General features: G+C 43.0%; 20 protein-coding genes, 2 pseudogenes and 1 other annotated feature. Of the genes and pseudogenes, 11 read left to right on the forward strand and 11 right to left on the reverse strand.

All coding sequences use genetic code 11. The annotated features are described in order from the left end of the window. Positions 1-59 precede the first annotated feature (59 nt). Complete coding sequence (locus Q5C82_RS02340; RefSeq protein WP_003222215.1) at positions 60-857, reverse strand: ABC transporter permease; 798 nt, start codon at positions 855-857, stop codon at positions 60-62. A 65-nt stretch (positions 858-922) separates the two neighbouring features. Then, positions 923-1,348: a hypothetical protein gene (locus Q5C82_RS02345; protein ID WP_230939512.1), complete on the reverse strand. Its 426-nt coding sequence runs from the start codon at positions 1,346-1,348 to the stop codon at positions 923-925. 154 nt (positions 1,349-1,502) lie between these two features. On the opposite strand from Q5C82_RS02345, the pseudogene Q5C82_RS02350 reads away from it, so the two are divergent. The 3 genes and pseudogenes from Q5C82_RS02350 to Q5C82_RS02360 form a co-directional block, all read left to right on the forward strand. Next, positions 1,503-1,655, forward strand: a pseudogene (locus Q5C82_RS02350) (LrgB family protein); the annotation flags it as partial. Positions 1,656-1,761: 106 nt separating this feature from the next. After that, entirely contained in the window at positions 1,762-2,964 is a 1,203-nt protein-coding gene (locus Q5C82_RS02355; protein WP_003222220.1) for a major facilitator superfamily domain-containing protein 6, read from the forward strand. A 33-nt stretch (positions 2,965-2,997) separates the two neighbouring features. Further along, positions 2,998-3,195: a YwbE family protein gene (locus Q5C82_RS02360; protein WP_003222222.1), complete on the forward strand. Its 198-nt coding sequence runs from the start codon at positions 2,998-3,000 to the stop codon at positions 3,193-3,195. A gap of 34 nt (positions 3,196-3,229) precedes the next feature. Here Q5C82_RS02360 and Q5C82_RS02365 read toward each other — a convergent pair whose 3' ends face one another. Continuing rightward, positions 3,230-4,417: a class I SAM-dependent rRNA methyltransferase gene (locus Q5C82_RS02365; protein WP_003222223.1), complete on the reverse strand. Its 1,188-nt coding sequence runs from the start codon at positions 4,415-4,417 to the stop codon at positions 3,230-3,232. Between the two features lie 121 nt (positions 4,418-4,538). Between Q5C82_RS02365 and glxA the strand changes: the two genes are divergently transcribed. Further along, positions 4,539-4,919, forward strand: a complete 381-nt coding sequence (gene glxA / locus Q5C82_RS02370) for a glyoxalase GlxA (RefSeq protein WP_003222225.1) — start codon at positions 4,539-4,541, stop codon at positions 4,917-4,919. Between the two features lie 37 nt (positions 4,920-4,956). Here the strand turns inward: glxA and Q5C82_RS02375 are convergent, their stop codons facing one another. Both Q5C82_RS02375 and celB read right to left on the reverse strand, forming a co-directional pair. Next, complete coding sequence (locus tag Q5C82_RS02375) at positions 4,957-5,634, reverse strand: DUF2711 family protein (RefSeq protein ID WP_003222227.1); 678 nt, start codon at positions 5,632-5,634, stop codon at positions 4,957-4,959. 80 nt (positions 5,635-5,714) lie between these two features. Beyond that, positions 5,715-7,037, reverse strand: coding sequence for a PTS cellobiose transporter subunit IIC (gene celB / locus Q5C82_RS02380; protein WP_003222230.1), 1,323 nt, complete (start codon positions 7,035-7,037; stop codon positions 5,715-5,717). Positions 7,038-7,260: 223 nt separating this feature from the next. Between celB and Q5C82_RS02385 the strand changes: the two genes are divergently transcribed. The 3 genes from Q5C82_RS02385 (at position 7,261) to sacY (ending at position 11,917) form a co-directional block, all read left to right on the forward strand. Continuing rightward, on the forward strand, positions 7,261-9,198 hold the full coding sequence (locus Q5C82_RS02385) for a S8 family peptidase (protein WP_003222232.1): 1,938 nt from the start codon (positions 7,261-7,263) through the stop codon (positions 9,196-9,198). A 443-nt stretch (positions 9,199-9,641) separates the two neighbouring features. Beyond that, a complete protein-coding gene (sacX, locus tag Q5C82_RS02390; RefSeq protein WP_003222235.1) occupies positions 9,642-11,021 on the forward strand; it encodes a SacY negative regulator SacX in 1,380 nt (459 codons plus the stop codon). Between the two features lie 53 nt (positions 11,022-11,074). Beyond that, on the forward strand, positions 11,075-11,917 hold the full coding sequence (gene sacY / locus Q5C82_RS02395; RefSeq protein WP_003222237.1) for a transcription antiterminator SacY: 843 nt from the start codon (positions 11,075-11,077) through the stop codon (positions 11,915-11,917). A gap of 52 nt (positions 11,918-11,969) precedes the next feature. Here the strand turns inward: sacY and Q5C82_RS02400 are convergent, their stop codons facing one another. Then, the gene (locus Q5C82_RS02400; RefSeq protein WP_003222240.1) at positions 11,970-12,830 is read right to left on the reverse strand and encodes a glycosyltransferase family 8 protein; all 861 of its coding nucleotides are present in this window, start codon (positions 12,828-12,830) and stop codon (positions 11,970-11,972) included. 110 nt (positions 12,831-12,940) lie between these two features. Beyond that, complete coding sequence (locus Q5C82_RS02405; RefSeq protein ID WP_003222241.1) at positions 12,941-13,654, reverse strand: TIGR02206 family membrane protein; 714 nt, start codon at positions 13,652-13,654, stop codon at positions 12,941-12,943. Positions 13,655-13,804: 150 nt separating this feature from the next. On the opposite strand from Q5C82_RS02405, the gene ywaE reads away from it, so the two are divergent. From ywaE to Q5C82_RS02420, 3 genes are all read left to right on the forward strand, one after another. Beyond that, positions 13,805-14,320 carry a tyrZ transcriptional regulator YwaE gene (ywaE, locus tag Q5C82_RS02410; RefSeq protein ID WP_003222244.1) on the forward strand — a complete coding sequence of 172 codons (516 nt, stop codon included), beginning with the start codon at positions 13,805-13,807 and terminating at the stop codon, positions 14,318-14,320. Further along, positions 14,315-14,527, forward strand: a binding site (T-box leader). Its footprint overlaps the gene before it by 6 nt. A 41-nt stretch (positions 14,528-14,568) precedes the next feature. Next, positions 14,569-15,810, forward strand: a complete 1,242-nt coding sequence (gene tyrS, locus Q5C82_RS02415) for a tyrosine--tRNA ligase (protein ID WP_079996477.1) — start codon at positions 14,569-14,571, stop codon at positions 15,808-15,810. Positions 15,811-15,964: 154 nt separating this feature from the next. Continuing rightward, a complete protein-coding gene (locus Q5C82_RS02420) occupies positions 15,965-17,332 on the forward strand; it encodes a M28 family metallopeptidase (protein ID WP_003222248.1) in 1,368 nt (455 codons plus the stop codon). Positions 17,333-17,358: 26 nt separating this feature from the next. Here the strand turns inward: Q5C82_RS02420 and ywaC are convergent, their stop codons facing one another. From ywaC to Q5C82_RS02440, 4 genes and pseudogenes are all read right to left on the reverse strand, one after another. Beyond that, entirely contained in the window at positions 17,359-17,991 is a 633-nt protein-coding gene (ywaC, locus tag Q5C82_RS02425) for a GTP pyrophosphokinase YwaC (RefSeq protein WP_003222250.1), read from the reverse strand. A gap of 239 nt (positions 17,992-18,230) precedes the next feature. After that, entirely contained in the window at positions 18,231-18,743 is a 513-nt protein-coding gene (locus Q5C82_RS02430) for a DUF2199 domain-containing protein (RefSeq protein ID WP_003222253.1), read from the reverse strand. Positions 18,744-19,096: 353 nt separating this feature from the next. After that, entirely contained in the window at positions 19,097-20,032 is a 936-nt protein-coding gene (locus Q5C82_RS02435; protein WP_003222255.1) for a 1,4-dihydroxy-2-naphthoate polyprenyltransferase, read from the reverse strand. A 159-nt stretch (positions 20,033-20,191) separates the two neighbouring features. After that, positions 20,192-20,306 (reverse strand): annotated as a pseudogene (locus tag Q5C82_RS02440) (hypothetical protein). Between the two features lie 157 nt (positions 20,307-20,463). On the opposite strand from Q5C82_RS02440, the gene Q5C82_RS02445 reads away from it, so the two are divergent. Next, positions 20,464-20,613 (forward strand): teichoic acid D-Ala incorporation-associated protein DltX, encoded by a 150-nt coding sequence (locus tag Q5C82_RS02445; RefSeq protein WP_003227330.1) that lies wholly within the window; start codon positions 20,464-20,466, stop codon positions 20,611-20,613. The last annotated feature ends 13 nt before the right edge of the window (positions 20,614-20,626 follow it).

Consider the following 20,626-nt stretch of genomic DNA (forward strand, 5'->3'; position numbering starts at 1 on the left):
AAGATATAAGACTTAATACTATCTTTTTGCGATTTATTTTTAGAATGTAATACAAAAAATTATTTCTGGACATATTTTTTCATTCCAATAAAACAGCCTATTAAAGATACTATTAAAACGAAAGATGGCACTGCTAAAACATAAAATATCGAAATACCCGTAATTGATTGAATAGGATTCATTAATAATATTGGTGATAACTGTGGATAAAAAATTTCAAATACAGGTTCTAGAACTAAAACAATAAGAAATGGAGACAAATATGCTAAATACCTATTCTTTAAAAAAGTGGATAGACATACGCCTAGAATTGCAAAAGATCCTGCATAATAAAACAAAATGGATATGTATATTAACATGTATATATTTGGATGATACCTCGCAATTTGATGAAACAGATGATAGTTTTCAACAAATTGTCCGCTTGTTAAGTTATCCCCAAACATTATTGCCATAAGTATGAATGATAATAAAAATGGAAAAATAAACAAGAAACCACCGCTAATAAATGATGTTATCAATTTTGCTCCAAAATATTTGATTGCAGAACTGCGAGTTATAACAAACTGAAAATAACCGCTTTTCTTTTCTTCTAATACACTTGTGCTATAAGGTAAACAAGTAATTAAAGCAAATAATAATATTAACATCCCGCTAATAACCGAATCATTCGTACCAAGCCAGAAATATAGAGAAAAGCTCAAATGAGACTTATCAAAATAAGGCATATTGAATTTTTGATAGACAGATACAAAAATATCTATCCCAAAAAGGAAAATCATGATTAATAAGGAGAATTTATATTTATTTGATCCAAAAATATCTTTAAAATTATTTTTTAACAGTTGATAAAACAAAAAAAAACCTCCAATTCAAATAACTAGAAAGATTAAAACTCTTTCTAGTTATTTGTGAAATTATCCTATCGTCGACTATCGGGACTCCATACTCCTTTTGCCGAAATAACAACAGCGTTTGGAGTGCCTCTGACTTCCCCAGCAATTCTAACAGAAGTCTTACCTCTCTTCTCATATGCAACACTTGGAATGTTCTTATGCTGACCACTAGTAATATCTACGTAGTGACCGCCTGATATAGTATCTTTTTTATCTTTATCAACAATCCATAAACGTAATGTGCGATCTTTACCTATCCAAGAGTTTTTTTGATATACAGAAGAATCATTATACTTGGTCCTTGCTGACGTATATGCATTAACATGGTACCCTTTTGGCATTTCGAGATAATAATTAGAGTCTTTTGTATCCCCTTTAGCTAGTGCATTAGTCGCGATAAAACCAGATAAAAGAACCATTGCCCCGAGAGAATATGTAAATATACTTTTCATTTTCACTGTTAAATTACTCCTTTTTATTTGATATATAAGGATTATATACATATAGTTTCCATAAGTCAAATATTAGTTAGTATTTTTTGTTTTTAATCAAACAACTCCTTCCGCAGATAATAGATCGGCTCAATGGTCGTCCTCTATTTCCACGCGGGGCGTGCTGCTCGGCACAAGCGCACACGGCGCGGGAACGTCAAAAGCATTTGAACTCAGCTCTGTGTCCGGTACGATTTCCAGCGTGTCAATGATCTTAGCTGCGATTATGACGCTTTGCGCAGCGCCTTTTTTACTTTCATTTATGTAAGAAAAAACTGTCCTCTCAAGGGCAGTTTTTTTTATGTGCTTCCCCTTATTGAAAAGCTGGTGGATTCCAATATAATGTAATTTGTGGATACCGAAGGAGGCACCCCATGCACAACTTGCAGGTGAAAAGGCATTACGCCGCGTTAAAAGGATTTTATTTGTTTGCTTTTCTTGGCACGGGCAGCATTATTCCCTTACTCAGTATGTATTTAACGAAAGAACAGCATGTAAGCGGATCACAGGTCGGCTTGATCATGTCACTCGGCCCAATTGTAATGATTTTCTTTCAGCCGTTTTGGGGCATGCTGAGCGACTATACGCAAAAAACGAAAAGCCTGCTGGCGGTTTGCACATCAATCACAGGTATCATGGGATTAGGCTATATTGTATTTGATGGCTTTCCTATGTTTATTCTGATTGCAGCATGTTTTGCAGCCTTTCAAAGCACGATTATTCCATTATCGGACAGCATTTCACTAAGGTACACACAAGAAACAAACGGCAACTACGGCGGAATCCGCCTGTTTGGTTCTCTCGGCTTCGGCGTTGCGGTGTTTGTCATGGGACAGGTGACGAATCAGCTGTATCCCATTCACGTGATCTTTATCTTTGGCTGTGCCTTTCTGTGCATGGCCTCCATACTGGCCTCACTAATGCCGGGCCAGCAGAAAACAAAAACAAAGGTCAATATCCGCAAAGGATTCCGGGAGCTTATCAGCAACAAAACGTTCCTCATCTTTATGATCATCACTTTTACGACATTTGCTCCAAACTTAGCGAACAATACGTATTTCAGTCTTTTTCTGGACAAAAGCGGCGCGTCACTTTCCGCTATCGGCATTTTATTTTTCATCGGCGTAATTTCGGAAATTCCATTTATGCGGTTCGCCCAAACATTTATAGATAAAATGGGACTGCTCAACGTCATTATGCTGTCAGGCGGGGTCTCATTATTCAGGTGGGCGCTCTATTTCACAGCGCCTTCATTATGGCTCATTTATGCGACAGTCTTTCTTCAGGGAGTGGCCATCGGTTTATTTATCCCCGCGGCGCTTCAATACGTAAAAAAGATTACTCCTAGCCACGTTGAAGCGACGGCGCTGACCATGTACGCGGCCATCGGCAATGGATTCGGCAACTGGTTCTGTACATTTGCAGGCGGCTACATTTTTGACTACGTGTCCATCTTCGCAGTCTACTTGCTTTTTGGCATGCTGAGCATAGCAGGCTTTGGACTGACATTATATTTAATGAAGGCTGAAAAAAACAAAAATACGCTTCAGCAGCCGGCTGTTACTTTTAAACCATAATGACTATAATGAAAAAAAGAAAGGATGAGCGCTATGAACGGGCAAGAGCGAAGCAGCATTTCGAAAGGATTACAGGTGGATATTGTATTGAAAGCAGATCAAAAAACAGGGAAACTGACGAGAGGGACAGTGAAGGATATTTTGACGAAATCAAGCTTTCATCCGCACGGCATTAAAGTCCGGCTTGAAGATGGCCGCATCGGCCGCGTCCAGAAAATCATTTCTACATAGAAAAAGCTGCTCCTGAACAGGGCAGCTTTTTGCTTTATTTTTTCTGCAGAAAGACTACTTTTAGGTAGTTGCCTTCAGGAAACGATGAAATCGTTTTGAAATCCTCCGGCAGCGTAAATTCCTCAATGATCGTGTAACGTTCATTTGTTTCTTTAAAGGCGGCATCGATAAAGCCTTTGAATTTCTTCATGCCGAAGGCGCTGCTGTTTGTGGAAGCAACGATGATGCCCTTGTCAGCTGTGATAGCGATCGTTTCCTTCAGCAGGTTTTTATAATCCTTGGCCGCGCTGAAGGTGCGTTTTTTTGTGCGTGCAAAGGAAGGCGGATCGAGAATAATTAGATCAAAACGCAGACCCTTTTTCGCCGCATATGAAAAATAGTTAAACACGTCCATCACTTTAATGTCGTGTGCCTCGTAATCAAGTTTGTTTACGCTGAATTGCTCGATCGTTTTGGCCATGCTCCGGTTTGCCACGTCCACGCTTGTTGTTTTCTCCGCTCCGCCAAGCGCTGCTGCCACGGAGAATGCACCCGTATAAGAAAACGTATTTAACACTGTTTTTCCTTTTGCATAGCGGTCTCTGATCGCCTTGCGCACATGTCTTTGATCCAAAAAGATGCCCGTCATGGCGCCTTCATTCAGATCCACCGCGTATTGAATGCCATTTTCCTGAATGATGATCGGGAACTCGCCTCTTTTCCCTTTCACGAAGTCATCATCTTCAACGTATTGTCCAGCCGTGTCGAAGCGTTTTTTCTCGTAAATCGCTTTATAATCAAGATCCAGCTCATCCAAAGCGGAAATCAGCATGTCTTTAAAGGTGTAAATGCCTTTGCTGTACCATTGAACCAGCAGGTAGCCGCCATAATAGTCGATCGTGACGCCGCCGACGCCGTCTCCCTCACCATTGAACAGGCGGAATGCTGTTGTATCTTGGGCAGCGAATAGTTTGGTGCGTGCTTGGACCGCTTTTGATAATTTGCTGAGAAAAAATGCTTGGTCAATCTGTTCTTGTTTATTGCGGGTAAGCGTCCAGCCGACCCCTTTGTTTTGCAGGCCATAGTAACCTCGCGCGAGAAACTCGCCGCTCTCTGACATGATATCAACGAGGTCTCCTTCTTTCACGTGCCCCGCACTCCCTGCGAGAGCTTCCTTATCGATGAGCGGATAGCCTTTTTTGATTTTTGCAGCATGTGCTTGTTTTAGAGTGAGTAGCTTCATATCTGTTCGTCCTCTTTCTGTTTGCTTTCTCTTATCGTACCACAAAACGCCAAGATGTCTGCATTGACAGAAAGCAAAGGTTTTTCTACGATAGACAAAAAGAGTTACGAGGAGGAGCAGCATGGCAAAACGAATTGATCATACAGGCATTATGGTAAGGGATATCAACGCGTCCATCACTTTTTATGAAGAGGTTCTCGGCATGAAATTGAAGGATCGCATCACACACACGAACGGTGTAATCGAGCTTGCTTTTCTTGGATTTGAAGACGGACCGGAAACAGAAATCGAACTGATTCAAGGCTACAGCAGCGAGCTTCCCACTGAAGGAAAAGTGCACCACATAGCCCTGCTGACGGATGACATCGCGGCTGAATATACAAAAGCGGAAAGAATGAACGCGAGATTTATCGACGAAGAGATCACAACACTTCCTAACGGGTACCGTTACTTTTATATCGAAGGCCCTGACGGCGAGTGGATTGAGTTCTTTCAGCGGTAAAAATAAAGAACGTACATTTTGTGATGTACGTTCTTTTTTATCTATACCAACTGATATACGTTGACTCATCGCAAATCATGGCTTCCCAGCCCATACGCTGAACCAGGTCATTGATGTTTTCATCTTTCGCTAACAAAACATTAATGAATGAGTCATATACACTCATAAACACAAAATCCATTTTCTTATCAGTCAAAATGAGCTCTGCGGCGGCTTCATCTAGAACCGTTCGCAAGTTAGCCTCAGTGATGTCCAGAAAACCGCTGTTTTCCCAAATCGGTTCTGAGTAATAAAACTGATTGGCCCCGTTGTAACTAAGCACTTTCATCAAACTGGGAATATGAAAATTTGAAATATGGTCCTCGCTAGGATAAAAGAGATCTCCTTTTACGTTTGCATGTAAAAGTTCAGCCAAATCTCCTCTCGCGCACTCATCCCTTAAGGCGCCTATCGATGTCATTAACGCAAGCGCCAGCTCAGCATGCGTTTGAAAGCCGCAAGAGGACATCACCTTCTTCCATGAAACGGCTTTGCCTTTTTCCCTTATTTCCTCATCATTTGGATAAATATGCTCATCATTATTTTTTCTCTTTGCTTTTTCCCATCCTTCAGGCATTTGAATAAAAGGAGAAAATAAAATAACAGCTGATGTATATTCAATTGGTATTTGTTTCAAGATTGGTGATTCGTCATCTAACCATAAATATTCTAGCATGTGCACCCCCTTTACATATTCTAACATTTACTTACCTTTAACAGCTGATGATTTATAACAGCTTACATCACGACACATTTTCATCCCCCGGATTCAACCGCACTCTCTTCCTTCCATTTCTGATGATCCCATATTCTGAAAAACGGATAGTAGATGGCGCAGGTGATCAGCAGATTCACCAGTTGCATAACGGCGCCCGATACCTTTCCGCCTGTCGCCAGGTAGCCTGATATGAGAGGCGGCATCGTCCATGGCACGGCGATTCCAGCCGGCCTTGCTACCAGTCCAGTGCTCATGCCGATATAAGTTGCTGTTATTGTGAGGAGTGGCGCGATGATGAATGGAACAATGAGGAGCGGGTTCATGACAATCGGCATGCCGAAAATGATCGGCTCGTTGATATTAAATAGCGCAGGCCCAATCCCTAATCGGCCAAGTTGCTTCATTTGCTTGCTCCGGGAACGCACAAGCATCGTCAGGACAAGCGCCAACGTCGCTCCGCTTCCGCCGACATTAATCCAAATTTGAAAAAACTGGGTTGTGAAAACACTTGGCAGCGCCTCTCCCGCTTGGAACGCGAGACGGTTGGCATCCATCGCGCCATACCATATCGGCGCCATGATTCCGCCAATAATTGAAGCTCCGTGAATCCCGCACGACCAAAGCAGCATCTGCACAAATTCAGCAATCAGGCTCCCGCTGAGACTGCCGCCAAGAATGGAAAGCGGTGTGCCAAGCAGATCTCCTACGACATTGTGCAGGCTCTGAAAAGGCGTCATTTCAATCAGAAGACGTGCCAGCCACACGAGAAACACAATGATAAAGCCGGGAATCAGCGCGACAAATGATTTGCTTACCGCCGGCGGCACGCCGTCTGGCATTTTGAAGACGATATTTTTTTGAATAATGTACCGATACATTTCAGTTGAAAACAAAGCGATCAGCATGGCGACAAATAAACCTTTGCTGCCAAGCAGTGTGATTGGGATTCCGCCACCGACCAAGATGGATTCCGTTGAGCCATCCGGCGTAAACGGCACCTCAAACGGCGTTGCCAATAGAAATGCAGCAATTGATATCGCTCCGGCAGATAGGGCATCGACACCATAGCTTTCCGCAAGACGATAGGCGATTCCAAAAGCGGCGATCATCGCCATAATATCAAATGAAGCATTAACGGGATAACCGAGCTTATCCGCCCACTCTTTTCCAAACACACTCGTCATGAAATCAGCATAACCGGGAATCGGCAGGCTCGTTAAAATCAAAAAGACAGACCCGATAATAATCAGCGGCATGGTCAAGATAATTCCGTCACGCAAAGCGCTGAGATGCCGCTGCCCGGCAATTTTCCCAGCGACAGGCATTATTTTTTCTTCCATCACCCGAGTGAATGCGCTCATCTGAAAAGCCCCCTTTTCATTGCTTTGTGAACAACCTTTGCAATGTTTTCTTTATCTTATTTTGAAAACGCTTACAAATTCATTTGGAAAATTTCCTCTTCCTGCGGAAAAAATCTGCATGCTGCTGAACAATCCAGTCCATGAAAATATTTTTCCTCCTACTTTCAAACTCTCTTTTTTCTCCGATATATATATCAAACATCATAGAAAAAGGAGATAAATCATGAAAAACATGTCTTGCAAGCTTGTTGTATCAGTCGCTCTGTTTTTCAGTTTTTTCGCCACAGGCCCTCTCGCGCATGCGCAAAACAGCAGCGAGAAAGAGGTTATTGTGGTTTATAAAAACAAGGCCGGAAAGGAAACCGTCCTGGACAGCGATGCTGAGGTTGAACAGCAGTATACACATCTTCCGGCGGTAGCGGTCACAGCAGATCAGGAGACAGTGAAAGAATTAAAACAGGATCCTGATATTTTGTATGTAGAAAACAACGTATCATTTACCGCAGCAGACAGCACGGATTTCAAAGTGCTGTCAGACGGCACTGACACCTCTGACAACTTTGAGCAATGGAACCTTGAGCCCATTCAGGTGAAACAGGCTTGGAAGGCAGGACTGACAGGCAAAAATGTCAAAATTGCAGTCATTGACAGCGGGATCTCCCCCCACGATGACCTGTCGATTGCCGGCGGGTATTCAGCTGTCAGTTATACCTCTTCTTACAAGGATGATAACGGCCACGGAACACATGTCGCAGGGATTATCGGAGCCAAGCATAACGGCTATGGAATTGACGGTATCGCACCGGAAGCACAAGTATACGCGGTTAAAGCGCTTGATCAGAACGGCTCGGGGGATCTTCAAGGCCTTCTCCAAGGAATTGACTGGTCAATCACCCACGGGATGGACATCGTCAATATGAGCCTTGGCACGACGTCAGACAGCAAAATCCTCCATGACGCCGTGGACAAAGCATATGAACAAGGCATTCTGCTCGTTGCCGCAAGCGGTAACGACGGGAATGGCAAGCCTGTGAACTATCCGGCGGCATACAGCAGTGTCGTTGCAGTTTCGGCGACAAACGAAAAGAATCAGCTTGCCTCCTTCTCAACAACTGGAGATGAAGTTGAATTTTCAGCGCCGGGAACAAACATCACGAGTACATATTTAAACCAATATTATGCAACTGGAAGCGGAACATCCCAAGCGACACCACACGCCGCTGCCATGTTTGCTTTGTTAAAACAGCGGAATCCTGCTGAGACAAACGTACAGCTTCGCGCAGATATGCAGAAACATATCGTTGATCTTGGAACCGCAGGCCGCGATCAGCAATTTGGCTACGGCTTAATCCAGTATAAAGCGCGGGCAACAGATTCAGCGTACGTGACAGCAGAGCAAGCAGTGAAAAAAGCAGAACAAACAAAAACACAAACCGATATCGACAAAGCGAGAGAACTCGTTAGCCAGCTGCCGGATTCTGACGCCAAAACAGCCCTGAAAAAAAGACTGGATAAAGTACAGTCATACAGAAATGTAAAAGATGCGAAAGACAAAGTCGCAAAGGCAGAAAAGTATAAAACACAGCAAACTGTTGATATAGCACAAGCTGCCATTAACAAGCTGCCGAACGGAACAGACAAAAAGAACCTGCAAAAACGCTTAGACCAAGTAAAACGCTACATCGCATCAAAGCAGGCGAAAGAGAAAGTAGCGAAAGCGGAAAAAAGCAAAAAGAAAACAGATGTGGACAGCGCACAATCAGCAGTCAGCAAGCTGCCGGCAGGTTCAGAAAAAACGTCCCTGCAGAAACGCCTTAACAAAGTGAAAAGCACCAATTTGAGAACGGCTCAGCAATCCGTATCTGCAGCTGAAAAGAAATCAACTGATGCAAATGCGGCAAAAGCACAATCAGCAATCAATCATCTTCAAACAGGCAAGGACAAAACGGCATTGCAAAAACGGTTAGATAAAGTAAAGAAAAAAGTGGCGGCAGCCGAAGCAAAAAAAGTCGAAACTGCCAAAGCAAAAGTGAAAAAAGCGGAAAAAGACAAAACAAAAAAATCAAAGTCATCCGCTCAGTCTGCAGTGAATCAATTAAAAGCATCCAATGAAAAAACAAAGCTGCAAAAACGGCTGAATGCCGTCAAACCGAAAAAGTAACCAAAAACCTGTAAGACTTGTATTCTGGGCCTTATAGGCTTTTTCCATTCCAAAAAACACCACGCACAACCTTTTTCCCATTCAGCGCACAGGCTTTTCCTACTATTGCTATCATGCCATGAACAGCATAAAATGAACGTTATTACAGTTATCACCACATATGGAGGGATTGTGACTGGCAGGCAGGCAAGACCCATGATGCAAAGGGAGTATTAGTGCCTAAAAAACAGGGCATTTTAACTCTTCTTTTCGTGTTGGGCTCATAACGGCGCCATGGACAATCCCTATTCTGATGCTCCGTCACCGACGCGGGCATTTTTTGTTGTCCCTGCACGTTTTTGTCATTTTCAGACGGTTTCTCACTTTTTTCATTTTGATTGTCAACTTTTCATTTGATACGATGAACAAGCCGACTTTTCTTCAGCAAAGGAGGTTTTGATTGCTTGCAAAAAGAGATTGCAAAAGAATTATTGCTCCTCGCAGGAGGTAAAAGCAATATTATCAGCATCAGCCATTGTACGACCCGTCTTCGTTTTGAGGTAAAGGACGAGACGAAAATCGATATACATGCCATTGAAAATCTGCAAGGTGTACAGGGTACCTTTTTCCGATATGGATTATTCCAGATTATCTTCGGAGCAGGCGTCGTCAACAAAATATATAAAGAAGTCGTTCACGTGTGGGAGGCCGCGCCTTCTGAAAAGCCTGTTCAGCAGAAAAAGGCCAGCCGGAAGCTGAGCCCTGTCGCAGTATTTGCGAAAACACTGTCCGATATTTTTGTGCCGATTATCCCGGCAATCACAGCAAGCGGCCTGCTTATGGGACTGATCGGAATGATTAAGGTGTTTCACTGGTTCGCAGCCGACAGCCCATGGATCAAAGTGCTCGATCTCGTGTCCAGCACAGCCTTTATTTTGCTGCCGATTTTGGTCGGTTTCAGTGCCGCACGGCAATTTGGCAGCAACCCGTATTTAGGGGCAGTCATAGCAGGACTCCTGACGCATCCTGATCTGCTGGACCCGTCTATGCTCGGCAGCAAAACCCCTGCTTCCTTAGACATCTGGGGGCTGCATATTCCAATGATGGGCTATCAGGGCTCCATTATACCAATTCTTCTCTCCGTTTATGCCATGAGCCAAATCGAGAAGCTATTAAAATCAATTGTGCCGAAGTCGCTTGATGTCGTCATCATTCCTTTTATTACGGTCATGGTGACAGGGTGCCTCGCGCTGATTGTGATGAATCCCGCCGCATCTATCATCGGCCAAATTATGACACAGTCGATTGTCTATATTTATGATCACGCCGGCATTGTTGCCGGAGCCCTGTTCGGCGGCATCTACTCCACCATCGTTCTATCCGGCTTGCATCATAGCTTTTATGCGATTGAAGCAACGCTGCTTGCTGATCCGCGTGTCGGCGTGAACTTTTTAGTGCCGATATGGTCGATGGCGAATGTGGCCCAAGGCGGAGCGGGGCTTGCGGTTTTCTTCAAAACAAAACAATCAAGCCTGAAGAAAATTGCGCTCCCCGCTTCCCTGACCGCGTTTTTAGGCATTGTAGAGCCGATTGTATTCGGGGTTAATGTCAAACTGATCCGTCCCTTTATCGGAGCTGCCATCGGCGGCGCTATTGGCGGAGCATACGTGGTTGCGGTACATGTCGTGTCGAATTCCTACGGGCTGACAGGCATTCCGATGATTTCAATCGTGCTGCCGTTCGGCGCCGCTAATTTTGTTCATTATATGATCGGTTTTTTGATCGCGGCCGTCTCTGCTTTTATAGCTACATTGTTTCTCGGGTTTAAAGAAGAGACAGAATAAATGGATTTATTCGTTTTCATTCATAAAACGGGGGATGAAAGGACAAAAAAGCTATGAAAATTAAAAGAATCTTAAATCATAATGCTATCGTCGTAAAGGATCAAAATGAAGAGAAGATTCTCTTAGGTGCAGGAATTGCGTTCGACAAAAAGAAGAATGATATTGTCGATCCATCAAAAATAGAAAAAACCTTTGTCAGAAAAGATACAGCTGACTATAAGCAGTTCGAAGAGATTTTAGAAACATTGCCGGAAGACCATATTCAGATTTCTGAGCAAATTATCTCTCATGCCGAAAAAGAGCTGAACATTAAAATCAACGAGCGCATTCACGTCGCTTTTTCAGACCATCTTTCTTTTGCGATTGAACGCCTGAGCAATGGGATGGTCATCAAAAATCCGCTGCTGAATGAGATCAAAGTCCTTTATCCGAAGGAATTCCAAATCGGCTTGTGGGCCAGAGCGCTGATTAAAGAGAAACTGGGGATTCACATTCCTGATGATGAAATCGGCAATATCGCCATGCACATCCACACAGCAAGAAACAATGCCGGTGATATGACACAGACACTTGATATTACAACAATGATCCGTGATATTATCGAGATTATTGAAATTCAGCTGGCGATCAATATTGTTGAAGATACCATCTCTTATGAACGGCTTGTGACCCATCTCCGCTTTGCCATTCAGCATATCAAAGCGGGCGAATCCATTTACGAGCTGGATGCAGAAATGATCGACATTATTAAAGAGAAGTTTAAGGATGCCTTCCTGTGTGCCCTAAGCATCGGCACATTTGTGAAGAAGGAATACGGTTTTGAGTTTCCTGAAAAAGAATTGTGCTATATTGCCATGCATATTCAGCGGTTTTACCAGCGGTCAGTCGCACGCTGAAGCAAACAAAAAAACGCTTTTGAGACGATCAAAAGCGTTTTTTATATTCAATTTATTGGTTGATGGCCGGGTTCCCGATCGTATTCCACTTCGTATAGGACATGTAATGGAAATACTCATCGCGATACGGATGTTTTGTATTGGAGTTCCAAGGCTTTTCTCCGCCGCAGAAGTGCACGATTGCCGGGTTTTCTCTCGTTTCATTATATTGCTTCCGTCCTAACAGTGTTGGAGGTGTTTTCAGTTTTAACATGATGTATGTTTGAGCGTTCCAGCGCGGGTGAAGCTCATACCACTGATCATACAAAATCGCATTCAGTGCATCTTGGTCGTGCAGCACAAGAAAGTCTTCAGACGGGTTTTCATTGATAAAGTTGATGACTTTTTCTGTGATGTTTTGCTTTCTCCAAGGTTCCATATCAATAATCATAATACCTGAGTTAAAATATTTTCCCGTATCAGTGATATTCATTTCTTTCAAACGTTCATGCTGTCCCGCATCTTCCACGGCAGCAACGGTGTATGGAGAGATGTCTAAGTCCCACAGTTTCGAAATATCCTCAAGGACTAGTGCATCACAGTCGACATAAATCATCCGCTTGATGCTCTCATCCTTAATTAAGTCAGGAATCGAAATGCGGTAATACGCCGCTTTTGTAATATGGCTGCTCTCTACCGCATGTTCATACATATTAGTATCTACTTCTAAAAACTCAATCGGCACACCGAACTTCAATGTCGTTTCTTCCAGCCTTTTTTTGTTATCAGGCTCGATTCCCCCATCAATTACATATAGCTTTACTTCTCTATTCTGGTCCATATTTGTCAATAAAGAAACGAACATTCCACCTAAATGACGAGCATAATTATCATCTGCACATGACACGATATGCATAATTTCATCTTTCTTCAATGGTATTCATCTCCCTTTGTGTTGTACAAGTTACATTCCCGATTTCAGAAAATTAAACACTATTCTTCAATATTTTTTTAGACAGAATGTGCTATACAACAAAAAAGGTGTCATTTTTTGAACATGCGATACAGCCAATAAAGGATGTAAAAGCTGGCGATCGTTATGGCTTCAGCCGAAGCGATGTACCACGGCCAAGGCCCGAGAACATCCAAAAGAGAAGAGCCGCCCGGTTTTTTCGTCAAATACATATAATTCGCGCCAAGCCACCGATCAAGCAGATAAATGCAGACTCCGTACACATTGACAATCAGGACAGTCCCCCATAAAGAACGCTGTCTGAGTCTGTACGTCCCAATTACCGCCATCAGCAGACAGGACAGAAGCACGGATCCGTGAGAAATAAAAAAGAGGATATATCGGATATGCGGAAATGAAAACATACCGAGATCAGGAGTGGCAAGCGCCTGAATCGAACTGCCAATGCCGACAAAATATAAAAATACAAACAGCTTCCTGCTTTTGGTCACCAGCATGATGGCCGACAAATACACCGACAGATCACTAAGCTGGAGAGGCAACGAAGTGCGCACCGACCACCTTCCCGTGGCGATCATCCATATTTGATAACCGATTTGCGAACCAAGCAACAGAAACACAAACAAATAACGCAAAAACTGGCTGGCCTTAGGCCGCTTGACCGCCTTACGAAACAAAAACAACAGAATGGCCAAAAGAGCGATGATTGCTAACGTCACCACATGCTCTGCAGAAAAAAGGTGAAACGGATCATGTTTATAGACGGATTGAACATATTTTTGCAAGATGGCACCCCCGTTTGCGGGTTTTTGTTTATTTTGGCGTAGTTTGGGCCTTTTTTATTCAACCGATATATAGGCTTGAAGTTTATATCAGACTTTGTTAGAATTCATTTCATAGCTAATGATTCTGATAATTTAAGGCAGGCCTAAAAAATGGAACGTTCCTATCAACATCAGCAGCTTCGGAAAGAAGAATACGACACACTTTCTAAGCTTAAACAAATGCCCGTCGAATCACTCAACCTGGAAGCCATATCGATTGCGACGAATCTGTATCGGTCAGCGCAAAAGCTCCGTGTCAAAATGGAGACTGAGGTGCTTTCTTCCTATAACCTTTCTTGGACGGCTTTCTCCATCCTTTATGATTTATGGGTATGGGGAGCGCTCGAAACGAGAAAAATCGCTGAACTGTCAGGCATTTCAACAGCCACAGCAAGCAACGTGATCAAAACGCTCGAAAAAAAGAGTTTTTGCCGTAAAAGCATCGACACAAGAGATCGACGACTCGTGTTTGTCTCCATCACCGATTCCGGCAAACAGGCGATAGAAGAGCTTTATCCGGAGTTTCACAAAGGGGAAACAGCACTCATTGCAGGTTTGACGAAAGACGAACAGAAAACATTAACAGAGCTGCTTAGAAAGGTAGCTGACAATCTTCATACAACATAAGCTTTGACGGGAATCCAGTAGCGATTTGTCTCCCTGTTTCAGAGAGCCGGCGGAAGGTGCGAGCCGGCACACAGGCAAACGTGAATTACCTCCCCGAGCTTTCTTTGTGAACCTTAGTAGCAGAGAACGGGAAACCGTTATTCGAACGAGCGGAAGACAAAGTCTTCAACCAGGGTGGTACCGCGTGCATTGAGCCACGTCCCTTATCGGGATTGGCTCTTTTTTGTGTTTTTAAAAAAGGAGGAAGAATGATGAAAACATTTGAACAGCTCACAGCAGCACAGCAAAAAGAAGTAGAAAGACAGCTTCAGTTGTACATGACAGGCGCCCATGAGGTCATACCGCCGGAGGAATTAAGGGCGAAGCTCGTTAAATCAATTTCCACAGGCACACCGCTAAAAATTAAGCTCGGATTAGATCCGTCTGCACCGGATGTACATTTGGGCCATACGGTTGTGTTAAACAAGCTTCGCCAATTTCAGGAAAATGGACACATTGTCCAACTGTTAATTGGGGATTTCACAGGAAAAATCGGTGATCCGACCGGAAAGTCAGCAGCCAGAAAGCAGCTGACTGATGAAGAAGTTCAGCACAACGCCAAAACATACTTTCAACAATTCGGAAAAGTGCTTGATCAAGAAAAAGTCGAGCTTCACTACAACTCGAAATGGCTGAAGACATTGAATCTAGAGGATGTCATTGACTTGGCAGGCAAAATAACTGTAGCCCGCCTCATGGAACGCGACGATTTTGAAGAACGCATCGCCATGCAAAAGCCGATTTCGCTCCATGAATTCTTTTACCCGCTGATGCAGGGATACGACTCCGTCGTTCTTGAAAGCGATATTGAATTAGGCGGAACAGACCAGCATTTCAATGTACTGATGGGCCGGCATTTCCAAGAACGATACAACAAAGAAAAACAAGTCGTCATCCTTATGCCGCTCTTGGAGGGCTTAGACGGTGTTGAGAAAATGTCGAAATCGAAACACAACTACATCGGCATTGACGAACATCCAAACGACATGTACGGGAAAACGATGTCACTGCCCGACAGCTTGATGAAAAAATATATCCATTTGGCAACTGACTTAGAGCTTGAAGAGAAAAAACAGCTCGTGAAAGACTTAGAAACCGGCGCCGTTCATCCAAGGGATGCCAAAATGCTTTTAGCCAAAACGATCGTCCGAATGTATCACGGAGCGGAAGCCGCTGAAACTGCTGAACACTCCTTTAAAACAGTTTTTCAGGAAAACAGCCTGCCAGAGGATATTCCGGCTGTAAACTGGAAAGGCGAGAAAAAGATGGCGATTATTGATATGCTCGTCAAGCTAGAGCTCCTCTCTTCGAAGAGCGAGGCGCGCCGCATGATTCAAAACGGAGGTGTCCGAATTAACGGAGAGAAAATAACAGATATCCACGCTGATGCAGTGATAAAGGAGAATATGATCATCCAAGTCGGCAAACGCAAGTTTTTAAAACTCCAATAATTGATTTCCTTACGCTTATGAAAACCCTCTTTCATAAGCGTTTTTTTTGCAGGTATAAAGCACTGTCTTTTCAAAAATGCTCTTCATTTTGCAGGAAATTCCCTTAGCATCCCGAAATATTCCCCATCCATACATTAGGGGAGGTTTATTTCTGATGAAAAAGCTTTTGACTGTAATGACGATGGCCGTTTTAACTGCTGGCACAATTCTCATGCCGGCACAGAGTGTTACCCCTGCCGCCCGTGCTGTTCAAATATCAGATAGCGAGCGAGAGCTCCCGTTCAAAGCAAAGCGTGCATACTCTACCATTTCTGAGCTTAGTGAAACAATCGGCCCCAGAATAGCCGGAACTGCCGCTGAAAAAAAGAGTGCCCTGTTCATCGCTTCATCCTTGAGAAAATTAAAGCTTGATGTGAAGGTTCAACGTTTCGGAATCCCTGACCGGCTTGAGGGAACGCTGTCTTCAGCAGGACGCGATATTCTTCTCCGGGCGGCATCCGGCTCTGCCCCGACCGAAGAACAAGGGCTGACAGCTCCGCTTTACAATGCCGGATTGGGCTATCCAGAGGACTTCACCACTGACGTTAAGGGCAAAATTGCTTTGATTTCCAGAGGAGATCTTACATTTTACGAGAAAGCCAAAAATGCCGAAACGGCCGGTGCCAAGGCTGTGATCATTTATAACAACAAAGAAAGCCTCGTGCCTGTGACGCCAAACCTGTCGGGAAATAAAGTCGGCATTCCTGTCGTCGGAATTAAGAAAGAAGACGGTGAAACCCTTAATCAGCAAAAAGAAGCAACTTTAAAACTAAACGCAATCACTAACCAAACCTCTCAGAACATCATCGGAATCAAAAAACCAAAGAACATCAAACATCCAGACATTGTGTACGTGACGGCCCATTACGACAGTGTTCCTTTTTCGCCCGGAGCAAATGACAACGGCTCAGGAACCTCTGTTATGCTGGAGATGGCACGTGTCTTAAAAAACATTCCTTCTGACAAAGAAATCCGCTTTATCGCTTTCGGCGCTGAAGAGCTCGGCCTGCTCGGCTCCTCTCATTATGTAGATCACCTATCGGAAAAAGAGCTGAAACGAAGTGAAGTGAACTTTAACTTAGACATGGTCGGCACAAGCTGGGAGAATGCGTCTGAGTTGTATGTCAACACATTGGACGGCCAATCGAACGGTGTTTGGGAATCCAGCCATACGGCCGCTGAAAAAATTGGGTTTGACAGCCTGTCTCTCACACAGGGAGGATCATCTGATCATGTCCCGTTCCACGAAGCCGGCATTGATTCCGCCAACTTTATTTGGGGAGACCCAGAAACCGAAGAAGTTGAGCCGTGGTACCACACCCCTGAAGACTCGATCGAACATATCAGCAAAGAACGCCTTCAGCAAGCCGGTGATCTTGTGACAGCCGCTGTCTATCAGGCTGTGAAAAAAGAGAAGAAACCGAAAACCCTTAAGAAACAAATGAAGGCCAAAGCCTCCGACATTTATGAAGATATCAAATAAAGACGGCGCATTGCTGCCGTCTTTTTTTAATCCACTTCTTTCTTAATCCCGAGCATTTTCTCATCTAGATAATGGGCAATCTCCGCCGCTTCCTTCAGCTCATCTGTTAATTGCTTAGGAACGTCATTGTTCAATTTATAATAAATTTTATGTTCAAGGCTCGCCCAGAAATCCATCGCGATCGTCCGGATTTGAATTTCTGCTTTGACGTATTCCACACGGTTCGTTAAATTCACAGGCATCTCAATAATTAAATGCAGGCTTCGGTAGCCGTTCGGTTTTGGCGTCTGGATATAATCCTTCACCTTTACAATTCTCAAATCTTCATGCTGCTTTAACACGTTAACGACATTATAAATATCAGAAATAAAGGAACAAATGATACGCACACCGGCAATGTCGTTAATGTGCTCCTTCATTTCCTTCGTCGTAATCTCGCAGCCCTTTCTCATTAACTTATTCACGATGCTTTCAAAGCTTTTAACACGGGATTTCGTATGTTCAATCGGGTTGTGTCCGTGAATGAGGTTATATTCCTGGCTGATAATTGAGAACTTTGTATCCAAGGCATCGAGCGCAAATTTATAAACTAATAATTCATTTTTCCAATCTTCCATTACTGTTTTTAAATCGTCCATATGTGTTACAGATAAATCCATGTTCGTCATCTCCTTTAACGGATCTTTATCCGCTGTCCATGTACTAGACGTGCCTGCCTGCAGCATGGTTTTATGAACTTTTTTACAAAATGCGGTCGAATGTAACAAAAAGAAAGCCAATAATACGCTAACAGACTCTCTTTTCGATGAGGAAAAAGTTATTCAGTATAGACTTAATAAAATATAAATAGCACACAACAATGAAAAAGAGCATTGAACCAACTTCAATGCTCTTTTTCTTAATCATTATTGCCACCACAGAGCTTTTCAGCTATCTCTTGCACCTGTTCTATTGTTACTCCATTTCTGAATTCAACTGCTAATGGATGATCAGTTGGTTCTAATTCGATAAAAGGTCGAATGCCGCCTGGTCTAAAGTGCACCATTGTTTTTAAGTTTACGGTATCAAGGTAACAAGGCAAATCAGTAGATAGCCAACCAAACATTGGGTCCAATAATTCTTGTTCATTCCAGTGTTCTTTTAGTTTGTCATAATTAGCTTCACTTAATGAAACCCATACTCCCCATATCAGGTATTCATCTGTTCCAATTATAGGAATTTCAATACATCCTCGAATAAAGAAATGCTCGTTATCCATGACACATAAATCATCATCTATTTCAAATCTATCCTCTCGCTCTTGAGGTTCCGCCTCATAATAATAGACAGGAGCTGGGCTTCCATAACTTGTAGGAAGCTTTTCGTGATATTTACCGCAACAACTGCAAGTGTATCCCCCAATTGTAGTCATTCTATTCCTCCACTGTTTTACGTTCTTATCTTAGAAAGATTATATCATTTATTATGAAAAACTTGTCAATTTTTCATTGTTGGACTGGAATATGTTCGTATAGTAATATCTTCATCGATAACAACTATCATGCAGAATCAATTTCATAAGAGTGCACAAATTAACAAGGGCAAGAGTATTGTTCAAGGTTATTTTATTTGTTAGTTTTTAGTTTTCGGCTATTTTAATTATCTTTCACTAAAAACATTGTTGTAACAACAAAAAACAAAAGACAGACCAAAATTTTTATTATTTGGTCTGCCAATCGATGTATAACTTGGTTAGATTTCTCCGTAAAGAAAACCTGATATTTTTTATCGGAAATAGCTGATCAATAATCCGATTGAGAGCAGGAATCCGAAAAATGTATTTGTTTGGGCTGTTGATTTCATTGCGACAATCATATTCATCGGCATTTCTTTTTGGACGAAGCCCTTCACTGCCTGAACCGGCTTAGGCACGCTCAAAAAGACGACAAACAGCCATGGGCTTGCTGCACCGGTAATAACCAAGCCGACAACCCAGATATAAGCGACGGCAAACGACGCAGCTAACAGAGTAACAGCTCCCTTATGCCCCATCAAAATCGCCAATGTTTTGCGGCCGCCTTTTTTGTCCTCCTCAATATCGCGAATGTTGTTCGACAGGTTAATCGCGCCGACAAGAATCGCAATCGGGATCGAAATCAAAATGCTTTGCAGGTTGATCTTGTCTGTCTGAATGAAAAACGAAATCAGCACAAACACCGAACCCATGCAAATGCCTGAGAATAACTCACCGAACGGCGTGTACGCAATCGGCAGCGGCCCGCCAGTATACAGGTAACCGATCGCCATGCCGACAAGGCCGATCAGAGCGAGCCACCAGCTGCTGCTTGCGCAAATATAGACGCCGAGCAAAATGGCAATCCCGTATGATGCGAGAGCTAATTGCAAAATCGTCTTAGGCTTCATTCCGTGGCGTACAATCGCACCTCCGATTCCGACAGATTCTGCTGTATCTAACCCGCGTTTAAAATCATAGTATTCATTAAATAAGTTCGTCGCGATCTGGATCCATAGGCAAGAAAACAGCATAGCCAGAAACAGCAGCAGATCAACCTTCACATAAAACATCGCCAAAACCGTTCCGAGCAGCACAGGCACAAACGATGCGGTTAACGTATGAGGACGGGTTAACTGCCAAAGGATCTGCCCCATGCTTTCTTTTTCCGGCGCTGTCTGACCCTCACCCTTATTTGTTTGGTTCATCTTCCCTCTTCCTTTCTATTAAAAGGCTTACTTTTTTTCAGCCGGCAGCTTGATAAAAACTCCTTTTGCTTCCTTATCTATCATAATGACTTCTCCCTCATTTCACAAGATACCGCAAGAAGGCGTTTTCTTTCTTATTATACGCTTTCTGCCCCGATTTCATGAGGTTTCTGCTTTTACCTGAACAAACAGGTACAGAAAAATTTTTTTAAGTGCAATACGCTTTTTAAAAGTTAAGAAAGATCTTTTGTCTCCATTGATCTTTTCCTTTTATGAATCAGCCCAAGCTCTTGCAGGTATAAAGATTCATTTTCAAAAGAAGACGCCGATATATTAATCTGAGGGAGATTAGGGAAAAAATGAAACTTTTTGAGCATCTAATCGTCAAATACTCATGTGATTGTCGAAAAAACGGGAAGGGAATTTTTGATATGCTGCAATTGATGAAACAGCTGTATGAAAAGCCCGCTGTCAAGTGGACATGTCATACAGGATTTTATTTGATGATACTGCTTGTTTTGTTTTTTATGTATGGTTTTCACACCGCGAATACCGGTTCATATATTTATAACGATTTCTAATTGGAGAGAGAAT

This window comes from uncultured Bacillus sp. (assembly GCF_958411575.1).
GTDB classification, from domain to species: domain Bacteria; phylum Bacillota; class Bacilli; order Bacillales; family Bacillaceae; genus Bacillus; species Bacillus spizizenii.

What these genes read in the sequence shown, in the direction of transcription:
- Q5C82_RS02345 (WP_230939512.1), bottom strand. Translation starts at nt 1,348, where the DNA reads ATGAAAAGTATATTTACATATTCTCTCGGGGCAATGGTTCTTTTATCT.
- Q5C82_RS02355 (WP_003222220.1), top strand. Translation starts at nt 1,762, where the DNA reads ATGCACAACTTGCAGGTGAAAAGGCATTACGCCGCGTTAAAAGGATTT.
- Q5C82_RS02360 (WP_003222222.1), top strand. Translation starts at nt 2,998, where the DNA reads ATGAACGGGCAAGAGCGAAGCAGCATTTCGAAAGGATTACAGGTGGAT.
- Q5C82_RS02365 (WP_003222223.1), bottom strand. Translation starts at nt 4,417, where the DNA reads ATGAAGCTACTCACTCTAAAACAAGCACATGCTGCAAAAATCAAAAAA.
- glxA (WP_003222225.1), top strand. Translation starts at nt 4,539, where the DNA reads ATGGCAAAACGAATTGATCATACAGGCATTATGGTAAGGGATATCAAC.
- Q5C82_RS02375 (WP_003222227.1), bottom strand. Translation starts at nt 5,634, where the DNA reads ATGCTAGAATATTTATGGTTAGATGACGAATCACCAATCTTGAAACAA.
- celB (WP_003222230.1), bottom strand. Translation starts at nt 7,037, where the DNA reads ATGAGCGCATTCACTCGGGTGATGGAAGAAAAAATAATGCCTGTCGCT.
- Q5C82_RS02385 (WP_003222232.1), top strand. Translation starts at nt 7,261, where the DNA reads ATGAAAAACATGTCTTGCAAGCTTGTTGTATCAGTCGCTCTGTTTTTC.
- sacY (WP_003222237.1), top strand. Translation starts at nt 11,075, where the DNA reads ATGAAAATTAAAAGAATCTTAAATCATAATGCTATCGTCGTAAAGGAT.
- ywaE (WP_003222244.1), top strand. Translation starts at nt 13,805, where the DNA reads ATGGAACGTTCCTATCAACATCAGCAGCTTCGGAAAGAAGAATACGAC.
- tyrS (WP_079996477.1), top strand. Translation starts at nt 14,569, where the DNA reads ATGATGAAAACATTTGAACAGCTCACAGCAGCACAGCAAAAAGAAGTA.
- Q5C82_RS02420 (WP_003222248.1), top strand. Translation starts at nt 15,965, where the DNA reads ATGAAAAAGCTTTTGACTGTAATGACGATGGCCGTTTTAACTGCTGGC.
- ywaC (WP_003222250.1), bottom strand. Translation starts at nt 17,991, where the DNA reads ATGGATTTATCTGTAACACATATGGACGATTTAAAAACAGTAATGGAA.
- Q5C82_RS02430 (WP_003222253.1), bottom strand. Translation starts at nt 18,743, where the DNA reads ATGACTACAATTGGGGGATACACTTGCAGTTGTTGCGGTAAATATCAC.
- Q5C82_RS02435 (WP_003222255.1), bottom strand. Translation starts at nt 20,032, where the DNA reads ATGAACCAAACAAATAAGGGTGAGGGTCAGACAGCGCCGGAAAAAGAA.
- Q5C82_RS02445 (WP_003227330.1), top strand. Translation starts at nt 20,464, where the DNA reads ATGCTGCAATTGATGAAACAGCTGTATGAAAAGCCCGCTGTCAAGTGG.